Genomic DNA, 11,852 nt, shown 5'->3' with positions numbered 1-11,852 from the left:
CACACTCACGGCCCGCGGGGTGCTCGACCGCCGGCCCTGGCGCCCTGATCGTCTGGAGGATGGTGCATGTCCATCGGCGCTGAGCCGTTCGCGGTACGCGACGACGCGGCCTCTCGGCCGAGCTTCGAGCTCGCCCTGCGCGGCTACGACAAACGGCAGGTCGACAAGCACCTGGAGCAGCTCGACGGTCAGCTGAAGATGCTGAGCGGTGAGCACGGGCGATCCGCTGTCCGGGTCCGTGAGCTGACCGCCGAGGTGCAGCGGCTGCGTGCCGAGCTGGCCGAGGCACACGAGCAACCGGCGCAGGTGGACCGCGCCTCGTTCCAGGATCTGGGCCCGATGATCGGGGAGATCATGGCGCTCGCCGAGAAGCAGGCCGGAATAATCACCGAGTCGGCTACCGACCGGGCGAACGAGCTACGGTCCGAGGCGGAGCGGATCCTCATGGACACCCGCGAGCGGGCCGCACAGGCACGTCAGGACCTGTCGGAGGAACTGGCGGCCCGACGCGCCGAGCACGAGCAGGCACACGAGGAGCGGCGAACCCTGGCCGAGGCCGAGCTGACCGCGATCCGGGAACGTGCGGAGCAGCTGCGCGCCGACGGTGAGGAGGCGCACGAGCGCGCACAGCACGAGGCGAAGCGGATCACCGAGCAGAGCGCGCAGCAGCTCAACCAGACGCGGGTCGCCGCCGACGCGCTGATGAAGTCGGCCCGTACCCAGATCCAGCAGGAAATCCAGTCGGCCCGGTCCAAGAGTCAGCAGGAGCTGGCCCAGTGGCAGTCCGGGGTGGAACGCGAGATCTATGAGCGGCGGACCGCGGCCGAGCAGGAGGTCGCCGAGCAGCAGGCAGCCGCGGAACGAGAGTTGGCCGAGCAGCGCAGCGCGACCGAGCAGCAGATTGCCGAACTGCTGGCCGAGGCACAGCAGCACGTGACCGAGCTGCGCAATCGCGCCAACGAGCAGGCCGCCGCCCACCAGGAGCAGCTCGCCACCGTGCAGCAGGAGCTTGCGGAGCGCCGGGAGGAGTCAGCCCAGCTGAACGACGAGCTGGAGACCGCCCGCCAGCAGCTCGCCGAGATCCGCCAGGAGGGCGAGACGCTGGAGAACGAGCTGTCCCGAATGCAGCAGCGGTTGGGCGAGGTCCGCCGGGACCTCACCGCCGAGAGCACCCGCCTGGATGAGGCCCGCCGGGCCGGGGACTCCGCCGAGCGGCACGCCAAGGAGGTCCGCGCCCGGGTGCAGCGGGAGGCGAAGCGGGTGGCCGACCTGGCCGCGGCCGCCGTGATGGCCGCCGCCGCCGGCGGTACGGAGACCGCCGAGTACCCGATGGTGGGCACCCGATCCGGCGTCGACCGGCCCGGTGTCGACCGACCCGCCACCCATCGACTCGGTGCCGACCGACTCGCGGACGACCAGCCGGCTGACGAGCAGCCCATCGACGAGCGGCTCGCTGACAACCAGCCCGGTGCTGAGCGGCTCGGTGGCGATCAGCCCGAAGCCGACCAGTCCGACGACGAGCGGGCCGGCGGACCGGTCAGCACGGACGAGCCGGCCGTGACCGCCGACCGGACGACCGCCCCGCAGGGGTCAACCGGCGATGCCGAGCCGGCTTTCGGCCGACCCGGCGGCAACGGCGACCCCACGCCCGTGCCGTTCCTGCCCTTCGGGCAGCCGATCAGCGAGAACGGCGCCGCCCGGCACTGACCTCGGCGGCGATCGACCGGGCCGCAGGTGGAGTGGGGCGATTCTGCCGGGAACCGGGTCGACGGTCTCGGCGGAGCTGGCAGGCTGGGTTGGCCGTCGCGCACGGGCGGCCGCCGGCCCGGCCGGCGAGCGAGAGGAGCGCCCCGTGACCGACCGACCGGAGGAGTTCGACCTGCTGGTCGTCGGCGGCGGCAAGGCCGGCAAGACGCTGAGCATGGACGTCGCTCGGTCCGGACGCCGGGTGGCCCTGGTCGAACGCGGCATGATCGGCGGCAGCTGCATCAACGTCGCGTGCATCCCGACCAAGGCGCTGGTAACCAGCGCCCGCGCGGCCCGACAGCTGCGTGGCGCCGCCGCGCTCGGCCTGGTGGTGGAGGGCGGCCGGGTCGACGTGGACCTCCTGCGGGCGCACAAACAGGACGTCGTCGAGGGGATGGTCGCCGCCAACCGGCAGCAGTTCCTCGACTCCGGTCTGCACCTGGTGATCGGTCAGGCCCGGTTCGTCGGCCCCCGGACCGTGCGGGTGTCGCTGGCCGACGGCGGCGAACGGCTGCTGCGCGGCGCCGACGTGGTGGTCAACACGGGCACCCGCCCGCACCTGCCGTCCGTACCCGGGATGGCCGAGGCGAGGGTGTTGACCAGCGACAGCCTGCTTCACCTAGACCGGCTGCCGCCACGACTGGTGGTGCTCGGCGGTGGCACCGTCGGGGTGGAGTTCGCGCAGATGTTCGCGTCGTTCGGCAGCACCGTGACGGTGATCGAGGGTGGTCCCCGTCTACTCGGCCGCGAGGACTCCGACGTCAGCAACGCGGTGCTGCAGGTGTTCCTCGACGACGGCATCGACGTGCGCGTCGGCGTGACGGTTGCCCGAGTCGACCGCAACGCCGACGGCACGGTCCAGGTCACTCTCGACGACGGGAGCCTGGTGACCGGGGACGACGTGCTCGTGGCGGCCGGCCGGGCGCCGGTCACCGACGAGCTCGGGCTGGATGCCGCCGGCGTCCGGCTCAACGATCGGGGCTTCGTGGTGGTCGACGAGTACCTGCGCACCAGCGCCGAGCGGACCTGGGCGGCCGGGGACGTCGCCGGCACTCCCCAGTTCACCCACGCCTCGCTCGACGACTACCGGATCATCCGGGCGAACCTGGCGGGTGAGCAGCGCAGCACCGCGGGTCGGCTCATCCCGTACACCGTCTTCACCACCCCGGAGCTTGCCCGGGTCGGGCTCACCGAGAGCGAGGCGCGCCGCGCCGGGTACGAGGTCCAGGTGGCCCATCTGCCGGTGGCCGCGATCCCCCGGGCACGTACGTTGCGCCAGACCGAGGGCATGTGGAAGGCAGTGGTCGACGCCCGCACCGACCAGATCCTGGGTGCGGCGCTGCTCGGCGCCGAGGCCGGTGAGGTCATCACGTCGGTGCAGTTGGCCATGCTCGCCGGGATGCCGTGGACCGCGCTGCGGGATGCGATCATCACCCACCCGACCATGGCCGAGGGCCTCAACCTGCTCTTCGCGTCGCTCCAGTCCCGCCCGGTCCGCTGAGCGAGCCGCGCCGGGCCAGGCGCTGCTCCAGCCAGGTGCTAGTCGGGCTGGCCGGCGATCTCGGCGCGGACCCGGTGCTGGAAGGCGCGCGCCTGGGCGCCGCTGGGTGGCGGCCCGCCGTGCCGCGCGGCGACCGCCCGACGGATCACCTCGGCCGGCTCTCCGGCGTCGATCAGCCGCTGCCCGGCCGCCGCCTTTGACAGCCAGACGCCGTCGCGGTGGCGTACCAACGACCGGCAGGCACCGAGCACCGCGTCCTCCGCGCCGGGCGCCGGCTGGTCGTCCGGCGGCGTTGGCAGGGCCAGCCACCAGGTCAGCGCCTCGATCAGCAGGCGACGCAGGTCGGTCGGGTCGAGGTCCGCGAAGACCTCGCCGGCTGGCGGCCCGAGTAGTGGCAGCCCGCTCTGGTGCAGGATGCTGCGGTCCAGCCCGTACCAGAACCGGCCGTCGGTCGCCGGCCGGTCCGCCGGGTCGAGGGTGCACCGGAACGTCATTCCGGAGCCGGTGTTCAGCTCGACCTCGAAGCCGGGCTCCGGGCTACCGGCGGCGGCCACCGCCCGTTGGTACGCGACCAACTCCAGCCCGCGTGCCGGACAGGGCAGCGCCTCGTGTCGCAGCCGCGCCACCAGCGCCCGCTTGTCTGCCTCGGTCAGCGGCCCGGCGCAGACCAGCGCCACGTCCACATCGCTGCGTCCGGCCTGGTACGCGCCGAGCCCCACCGAGCCGGCCGCGTACGCGCCCACCAGGTCGTCGCCGAGCACGCCCTGGGCGGCGTCGACCAGCTCGTCGAGGTAGCGGCGAAGATCCGTGTCCACGCCCCATCCTCACCCGTGGCCAAACACCGCCCCGAACCCGGGTCGCCCGGCCGGCGGCGGCCCTACCCGGCGTAGAGCAGCAGCAGCCCGGCGACGGTGTAGGCGACCATCAGCGCCAGCAGCGGGAGCTGACCGGCCACCGCTCGGGCACGGGGGAACAGGTACAGGGCCCGGTCGTGGGCGAGCAGCGTGCCGAGCAGGTGCCCGAGGATGATGACGGTGATCTGGAGGCTGGCCACGCCGGAGGGGGTGACCAGACCGGTGTACGGCTGCCAGTCGGCGGTGCCGAGCCAGTTGGCGCCGGTGTCGAGGGGGTCGGAGAGCAGCGCGACGGTGCGCTGACCTTCCAGGATCAGCAGCGAGTAGTAGTGCGCCACCAGGTAGCCCGCCGCGATCGGCACGATCGAGTGGACAAGCTCGCCCGGCACCCCGCGACCCGAGCCGGCACCGTCGACCGAGCCGGCACCGTCGACCGAAGCCGCGCCGGGTTGGCCGATCCGGGCCGCGGCGACGGTGGCGGCGAGGTACGCCGCGGCGACGGCGGCGATGACCAGGATCAGCCCGACGCTGCCGGTGACCGCCGCCGGCAGGCCGTTCTCCTGACTGAAGCGCAGCCAGGCCGGCGCGTTGGAGAGGCTGTCGAACATGGTCGAGCCGAGCAGTACGACCACCACGGCGACCAGCCCGGGTCGGGGCCGCAGCCCGGCTATCCCGTCGAGCGGGTTGCGCCACACCAGCACGCCGTCCGCGGCCCGGCCGACCGGGGCGAGTTGGCCGACCAGCCCGCTGTACACCTCGAACGGGTCGGCCCGGTCGAACCAGCCCGCACCGAACAACGCCGCCCCGGCCAGCATGACCACGGCGTACCCGGCGAGCCAGGCGGTGATGACCGGCAGGGTGGCCCTCTCGGGTGCGACCAGCTCCAGCCAGACGAACCCGAACAGGGTGACGGCGGCCGGCCAGAGCCCCAGGCCGGCCGGCAGCTCACGGACGCCGCTCGCCGGATCACGCCGCGCCGCCAGCGCGGCGAGCAGGTGCACGGTACGCAGCGGGTTGACCGTCCGCCACACCGGGCCGAGCACCAGCGACACGGGCACCAGCCCGACCCAGAGCAGCACGTAGAGCGCGCCGGCCGTCGGATTGTCCGGGGTGTCCGGCCCGGCCAGCAGGCCCAGGCAGAACCAGCCGGCGGCGAGCAGGCCCACGCCGCGCAGTGCCCACCGGAACGTGGGCGCGTCAACGAGCCGGGCCAGGCGCTGCGGCACCGGTCGGCCGCCGGTCGCGTCCCGGTCGAGCCGTGGTTCGCGCCAGAGCAGGCCCAGCGCGAGGAACGTGACGACCAGGGCCAGGGCGGCGGCGATGACGAGCTGCGGCAGCGTGATCGGCAGATCCTGGCGACCACCGACACCATGCGCCAGCACCGCTGGGGCGCCGGTCATGGTGCTCAGCGGACGACGAGCTGGAACAGCACCAGCTCGGTCTCGTGCGTCTCCACCTCGAACAGTCCGGTCTTCTCGGCGCGGAACTCCACCGAGGCGGGCGTGCCGGCCGGCAGTCGGGCGCCCAGCTCGTAGCCGTGCACGTGCAGCTCGTCGGAAACCTCCGAGGTGACCGTGATCCGTACCAACTGGCCCTTGTCCACGGTGATCCGCCCGGTCGGCGGGTTGACCCGCCGCTTGGCGATCGTGACGGTGATCTGCCGGTCCACCGCTGGCGTGCTGGCGGTGGCGCTGGGTGTGGGGCTGTCCGGCAGGGCCGGCGCGGTGGTGGTCGTCGGCGGCGCTGCGGCCGTCGGCAGCGTCGACGGGTCGGCCACGGACGGGTCGTCGCTCTGCCCGCAGCCCGTGGCGAGCAGGGCGGTGAGGACACCGGTGGCGAGGACGGCGGGAATGCGGGAACCGGGGGCACGGACGAACACGGGCGGACTCCGAACGACGCGAGGGGGACGGCTGTCGATTTGATCGTCGGGGAGGAGAACTCTACGTCTTGTTCGGCGGCGAGGAAATGACCATGATGAACGGATGCGATCGAGGCTGGTCACTGCCCGTCACCTTCTGAGCCGTGCCGTGGCGGCGCTGGCCGCGACGTTGGTGGTGACGCTGCTGCTGCCGGCCGTTCCGGCGTCCGCGCACGGCCAGTTGGCGACCTCGACCCCGCTGACCGGCACGGTGGTCCGCGAGCCGTTGGCGCAGGTGGCGTTGTACTTCACCGAGAAGCCGGCGTCCAACGCCCACTTCACCGTCACCGGGCCGAACGGGTCCCGAGTGGACAACGGCTGGTCGTACGGCGAGCCGAAGCGGTTGGACAAGCCGGTCCAGGAGTACTTCATGGTCAACGGGGTCTTCGAGCCGCGGCTGTACCACGCCGGCTTCCCTGCCATGGTGTCCGTGGCGCACTGGCCGGCGAAGGGTCGGTACACCGCCAGCTACCTGTCCGTCGCCTCCGACGGTGAAGCGGTGCGTGGCAGCGTCACATTCGACTACCAGGGCTCCGGCACGGCGGCGCCGGCCGGTTGGACGGCACCCACCGACGGGCCCGCACCCACGCTGCTCGCCCTGGTCGAGGGCACCCCGTCGGCGAGTCCCGGCGCCGTCGGCGCGAGCCCCGACACGGGCGCGACCGGCGGCCCGGCGAGCGAGCCGGCCAGCGCCACGGGGAAAGAGTCGGGCGGTGGGTTGCCGCCGTGGCTGGTGCCGGCCCTGATCGTCGTGGTGGTCGCCGTTGTCGTGCTGGTGGCGGCCCGCCGCCGACCCGCCGGTGCCACTCCGAGCCGCCGGCCCGCCACCGTTGCCCGCAAACCTGGCACCCCCGCCCGCAAACCCGGCAACCGGGCTGGTGGTCCGGCCCGGCGTGGGCGGCGGTAGGTCTCGGCACCCGCCGCACCGGGCATTTCCGGCCTACCACCGCGAACTTTCGCACAGGCATCGGGAACTTTTGATGCATCGATGCAAAGGCATGGACAGATCAATCGAAGCACCTTAATGTCTCGACCCATCAGCCCGGTGTTTCCAAATCGTCACTCGTCGGCGTCGAGGACGTTTCGGATCCGGGCCGGCGGCCACCGCCTCCACCACTGATCAGCGCCGGCCGTCGGATACTCCTATCCCTCCTGGAGGAACGATGGGCACACGGCTGCTACGCCGATTCCGCAGTCCTGTCCTGGGCGCACTGGCACTCGTCCTCGCCGCCGGCTTCTGGGCCGACCCGGCCGACGCCGCCCCCGAGCAGGAACCGGGCGTCACGCTGCGCGTCTTCGACGTGCAGGTTCCGCTCTCCGAACTCTGCACCCTCAAGCCCGCGCAGACCCCGAACGTGGACAAGCTGATGTCCACGATCAACTGGACGTCGACCGCCGACTTCGGCTTCGACAACTACTTCGCCTCGCAGGTGCTCGGCAACATCACCACCACCGAGGCCGGCAGCTACACGTTCCGGCTGAGCAGCGACGACGGATCCAAGCTGTCGATCGACAACGCCGTGGTGATCAACCACGACGGCCTGCACGGCGCGACGCCGCCCAAGGAGGGCACCGTCACCCTCACCGCCGGGCTGCACCCGCTGCGGATCGATCATTTCGAGCGCGACGGCGGGCAGCAGATCACCCTGGAGTGGAAGACGCCCGGCTCGTCGTCCTTCGTTGTCGTGCCGAACTCGGCGCTGAGCACCGACGCCGGTGTGGTCCGGGTGACCGCGCCGGGCCGCAAGGAGTGCGAGGGGGTCACCGACTCCCCCGGTGACGGCCTGCCGCTGACCGCTGTGCACCCCGGCTACACGCTGACCAACCTGCGGCCCACCGGCTTCCAGCCGAAGGTCACCGGGATGGACTGGCTCGCCGACGGTCGACTGGTCATCTCCACCTGGGGCGGCAGCGACCAGTCCGGCACCTCCCAGGACGGCGAGGTGTGGATCATGGGCAACACCGGCGGCGCGACCGGGCCGGGCAACGTGACCACCAAGAAGATCGCCGGGGGCCTCAAGGAACCGATGGGGCTCAAGATCGTTGACGGGGTGGTCTACGTCTCGGAGAAGCAGCGGCTGACCCGGCTGCTGGACACCACCGGCGACGAGGTGGCCGACCGCCTCGACACCGTCGCCACCTGGCCGTACGGCGGGAACTTCCACGAGTTCGCGTTCGGCCTGCTCTACCAGGACGGGTTCTTCTACCTGAACCTCTCGGTGTCGATCAACTCCGGTGGCGCCACCACCAACCCGCAGCCGGCCGTGAACCGCGGCACCACCCTCAAGGTCAACAAGGACACCGGCGCGGTCAGCTACGTCGCCGGAGGGTTGCGGACCCCGCACGGCATCGGCTGGGGCCCGGAGGGCGGCATCTTCGTCACCGACAACCAGGGCGGCTGGCTGCCCTCGTCGAAGTTGGTGCACATCAAGCAGGGTCGGTTCTTCAACCACTACATGAACCCGGCCGGCCCGTTCGACACCAACCCGGTCACCGCGCCGGTGCTCTGGATGCCGCAGAACGAGATCGCCAACTCACCCAGCACCCCGCTGTACCTGACCAGCGGCCGGTACGCCGGCCAGTTCGTCATCGGCGACGTGACCTACGGCGGCCTCCAGAGGGCCTACGTGGAGAAGGTCAACGGCGAGTACCAGGGCGCCCTGTTCCGGCTCACCCAGGGCCTGGAGGCGGGCGTCTCCGAGGTGAACCTCGGCCCGGACGGCGCGATCTACGTCGGCGGGCTCGGCGCGGGCGGCAACTGGGGTCAGACCGGCAAGCTGTCGTACGGCCTGCAGAAGCTCACCCCGAACAGCACCAACGCCTTCGAGATGCTGGCCATGCGGGCCACCGAGGCCGGCTTCGAGTTGGAGTACACCCAGCCGGTCTCGGCGGAGACCGCCGCCGAGCTGGCCGCGCGCTACAAGGTCAAGCAGTGGCGGTACCAGCCGACGGCCAGCTACGGCGGCCCGAAGATCGACGAGGAGACGCTGACCGTCACCTCGGCCACCCTCTCGGCGGACGGGAAGAAGGTCACCCTGGCCGTCAACGGTCGCAAGGCCGGCCGGGTGGTGCATCTGCGCTCGCCGCGCCCGTTCACCTCCACCAGCGGCCAGTCGCTCTGGAGCACCGAGGCGTGGTACACGCTCAACGCCATCCCGGGCAGCACCCCGCCACCGACCAGCGGGCCCATCACCGGGATCGGCGGCAAGTGCCTGGACATCAGCAACTCCGGCACCGCGGACGGCACGAAGATCCAGCTCTACACCTGCAACGGCACCGGCGCGCAGTCGTGGAGCCGGGTCGGCGACACCTACCGGGCGCTGGGCAAGTGCCTGGACGTGGACAACGGCGGCACCGCCAACGGCACGAAGGTCCAGCTCTGGACCTGCAACGGCACCGGCGCGCAGGTTTGGCAGAGGCAGTCCGACGGCTCGATCCGCAACCCGCAGTCGGGCAAGGTGCTGGAGGTCGCTGGCGCGGGCACCGCCAACGGCACCCAGATCCAGATCGGCACCTGGGCGAACGGCGCCCACCAGAAGTGGGTGGTCAGCGTCGGCTGATCACCTGCCGCCGGTCGTAGGGGCGTGGTCTGACCGACAACCGGTCGGGCCGCGCCCCGGACGGCCGACGCAGGTCGTTGGTGGCGGCGGTCGGTCAGGGGCCCTGCGGCAACGGCTGGGCCAGCGCCCCCAGGTCGGCCGGCAGTTGGGCCAGCACGTCCTCGAACTCCCGGTGCCCGACCACCCGGTGCATCGTCTGAAGTACGGCCCGGACGCCCCGCTCGGCGGCGGATCGATCCGTCCCGGCACGGTCAGCCACCCGCCGCATGAACTCGTCGTAGCCGAATGCTTCCGGCGGCTCGACGGCCTTGACCAGCAGCGGGCTCAGCTCAGGGGCCAGGTGGGGGGCCAACTCGGCCGCCTCCCCGCCGCTGAGCCGCTCGGTGAGGGTACGCAGAACGGCCTCGGTCAGCGGGCGCGCCTGCTCCGGCGGAACACCCGCCCGTGCCGCAACCTTGTCGACGAACGTCAGCTCGGCCATGCCCCCGCCCTTCCCGTTCCGGAGACGGGTGGCTACCCGGGCCCAGCGGCGGCAAACCCGGGCCAGGCGTCGTCCCTCTGCGCGAGAGCAGCGCGCTGCCGTACCACCTGCGTTCTCCGGGTTGGTCCGCGCGGCGCCGGCCGCGTCTCGTACGGTGAGGTCGAACGGGGAACTCGGCGGCTGCCCGACGGCGGCCTGCGTCGCAGGAGGAGCAGATGGCGGTCGACCTGCCCGACGTGATCGACCGGTACTTCCGGGCCGTCGACGACGGCAACCTGGACGCGTTCGTCGCCTGCTTCACGGACACCGCGAGCGTGGCCGACGAGGATCGGCTGCACGAGGGACGGGCCGCGATCCGCGCCTGGCGGGAGCGGACGACGGCGGCGTACTCGTACACCGCCGAGCCGGTGAAGGTCACGCCGCAGGCGGGCGACTCGTACCTGGTGCTCACCCGGGTGTCGGGCAGCTTTCCCGGCAGCCCGATCGAGCTGCGATACCGGTTCACGCTGCGCGACGGTCTGATCGGCGCCCTGAACATCCGCCCGTAGTGACCGCCCGATCCGGTTCGGCACGGCCGCCCTCCATCGCCGCCGAAACGGAGGACACGGCCGGCCAGCCAGCGGATGACATGATGTGCCGACAACGGCTGTTGCAACGAGGAAGGGTGCTGCTGACCGATGGCGCACTTCGAGGCCCGCACGTCCGCGGCACCCGGCCGGATCGTGGTGGCGCTGAACGGTGAGTGCGACCTGGCCGTCCGGGACGAGCTGACCAGCGCGCTGGACATCACCAGCGTTGGCAACCCGCTGCGTCCGACCGTCGACGACCCGCGTCTGGTGGGCTGATGCCGTCCGACCGGCGGGAGGCCCGCAAGCTCACCGAGCAGTACGCGTCCGCTCGGATCCCGGACACCATGGCGTACCAGGCGGCGACCGACCTGCACGCGCTGCGCGCGTTCGTCTGCACCGGGGCACTCGCTCGGGGCCTGCCGCCGCACCGGGTGGAGTTGCTGACGTTGGCGGTCAGTGAGCTGGCCACCAACACCTTGCAGCACACGACCGGCGGCGGCCGGGTCCGGCTCTGGGCCGAGGCCGATCAGCTGATCTGCGATGTCGTCGACCAGGGGCCGATGCGGGCGTTCGGCCGCGACATGCCGCCGGCCGACGCGGTACGGGGTCGAGGGCTGGCGATCGTCGAGCAGGTCTGCGACGAGGTCGCCGTGCTGGCCGAGCCGGAGGGGACGGTCGTCCGCATCCGGCTCGGCCTGTGACCCGGCGGCTCGGGGCAGTACGCGCACGGCCAGCGTGCCGGGTCGATCCGCACCCGTTGGGGCCACGCCGGCTGCCACAATGCGGACAGCCCGGCCGGACGGTGGCGCCGGGTGGACCCTGATCAGGAGGACGGCACCATGCCGGACAGCGAACGCGAGGCGGAACTGTTCGACGCTGAGCGCACCCTGCAGGCCGCCCAGCGGGCCGGCGACGTCGCGGCCCTCGACCAGTTGCTCGTCGACCAGCTGATCGCCATCGGCCCGGACGGCGGCAAGCTCACCAAGCGGGACGACCTGACCGCGCACCGGGACCGGACCTCGGTCGTCCAGGAGCTGGTCGAGGAGGAACTGGACCTGCTCGTCGTCGGGTCGACCGGGGTGACGTTCTTCCTGGGCCGGGTGGCCGGGGTGTACGACGGCGTGCCGTTCGCGGCGCGCCTGCGGTACACCCGGACCTGGGTCCACGACGACAGACACGGCTGGCGGGTGCTGGCCGCACACATCAGCCCGGTCTGACCCGCC

12 protein-coding genes are annotated in these 11,852 nt (G+C 72.1%); 8 read left to right on the top strand and 4 right to left on the bottom strand.

The annotated features are described in order from the left end of the window. The first annotated feature begins 66 nt into the window (after nt 1-66). The gene (locus OG470_RS25085) at nt 67-1,707 is read left to right on the top strand and encodes a hypothetical protein (protein ID WP_328416016.1); all 1,641 of its coding nucleotides are present in this window, start codon (nt 67-69) and stop codon (nt 1,705-1,707) included. Nucleotides 1,708-1,852: 145 nt separating this feature from the next. After that, nucleotides 1,853-3,247 carry a dihydrolipoyl dehydrogenase family protein gene (locus tag OG470_RS25080; RefSeq protein ID WP_328416014.1) on the top strand — a complete coding sequence of 465 codons (1,395 nt, stop codon included), beginning with the start codon at nt 1,853-1,855 and terminating at the stop codon, nt 3,245-3,247. A gap of 38 nt (nt 3,248-3,285) precedes the next feature. Here OG470_RS25080 and OG470_RS25075 read toward each other — a convergent pair whose 3' ends face one another. The 3 genes from OG470_RS25075 to OG470_RS25065 all read right to left on the bottom strand — a co-directional run bounded on the left by OG470_RS25075 (nt 3,286) and on the right by OG470_RS25065 (nt 5,980). Further along, nucleotides 3,286-4,062, bottom strand: coding sequence for a nucleotidyltransferase domain-containing protein (locus OG470_RS25075; RefSeq protein ID WP_328416012.1), 777 nt, complete (start codon nt 4,060-4,062; stop codon nt 3,286-3,288). Between the two features lie 62 nt (nt 4,063-4,124). Continuing rightward, nucleotides 4,125-5,501, bottom strand: coding sequence for a hypothetical protein (locus OG470_RS25070; RefSeq protein ID WP_328416010.1), 1,377 nt, complete (start codon nt 5,499-5,501; stop codon nt 4,125-4,127). Between the two features lie 5 nt (nt 5,502-5,506). Then, the gene (locus tag OG470_RS25065; RefSeq protein WP_328416008.1) at nt 5,507-5,980 is read right to left on the bottom strand and encodes a hypothetical protein; all 474 of its coding nucleotides are present in this window, start codon (nt 5,978-5,980) and stop codon (nt 5,507-5,509) included. Nucleotides 5,981-6,083: 103 nt separating this feature from the next. Between OG470_RS25065 and OG470_RS25060 the strand changes: the two genes are divergently transcribed. Then, nucleotides 6,084-6,926 (top strand): copper resistance CopC family protein, encoded by an 843-nt coding sequence (locus OG470_RS25060; protein ID WP_328416006.1) that lies wholly within the window; start codon nt 6,084-6,086, stop codon nt 6,924-6,926. Nucleotides 6,927-7,182: 256 nt separating this feature from the next. After that, nucleotides 7,183-9,579 carry a ricin-type beta-trefoil lectin domain protein gene (locus OG470_RS25055; RefSeq protein ID WP_328416004.1) on the top strand — a complete coding sequence of 799 codons (2,397 nt, stop codon included), beginning with the start codon at nt 7,183-7,185 and terminating at the stop codon, nt 9,577-9,579. Between the two features lie 94 nt (nt 9,580-9,673). On the opposite strand, the gene OG470_RS25050 is transcribed toward OG470_RS25055, so the two are convergent. Continuing rightward, nucleotides 9,674-10,060: a DUF2267 domain-containing protein gene (locus OG470_RS25050; protein WP_328416002.1), complete on the bottom strand. Its 387-nt coding sequence runs from the start codon at nt 10,058-10,060 to the stop codon at nt 9,674-9,676. Between the two features lie 215 nt (nt 10,061-10,275). On the opposite strand from OG470_RS25050, the gene OG470_RS25045 reads away from it, so the two are divergent. The 4 genes from OG470_RS25045 (at nt 10,276) to OG470_RS25030 (ending at nt 11,846) form a co-directional block, all read left to right on the top strand. Beyond that, on the top strand, nt 10,276-10,608 hold the full coding sequence (locus tag OG470_RS25045; protein WP_328416000.1) for a nuclear transport factor 2 family protein: 333 nt from the start codon (nt 10,276-10,278) through the stop codon (nt 10,606-10,608). Between the two features lie 129 nt (nt 10,609-10,737). Beyond that, a complete protein-coding gene (locus OG470_RS25040; protein WP_328415998.1) occupies nt 10,738-10,905 on the top strand; it encodes a hypothetical protein in 168 nt (55 codons plus the stop codon). Next, complete coding sequence (locus OG470_RS25035; protein ID WP_328415997.1) at nt 10,905-11,330, top strand: ATP-binding protein; 426 nt, start codon at nt 10,905-10,907, stop codon at nt 11,328-11,330. Before OG470_RS25040 ends, OG470_RS25035 begins: the two co-directional genes overlap by 1 nt. Nucleotides 11,331-11,441: 111 nt before the next feature. Beyond that, nucleotides 11,442-11,846 (top strand): nuclear transport factor 2 family protein, encoded by a 405-nt coding sequence (locus OG470_RS25030; protein WP_328415995.1) that lies wholly within the window; start codon nt 11,442-11,444, stop codon nt 11,844-11,846. Nucleotides 11,847-11,852: the final 6 nt, after the last annotated feature.

Origin of the sequence: Micromonospora sp. NBC_00389 (genome assembly GCF_036059255.1) — a bacterium.
Taxonomy (GTDB): domain Bacteria; phylum Actinomycetota; class Actinomycetes; order Mycobacteriales; family Micromonosporaceae; genus Micromonospora.
The sequence above is the reverse complement of the archived record's forward strand: the minus strand, read 5'-3'. Positions and strand labels throughout refer to the sequence as shown.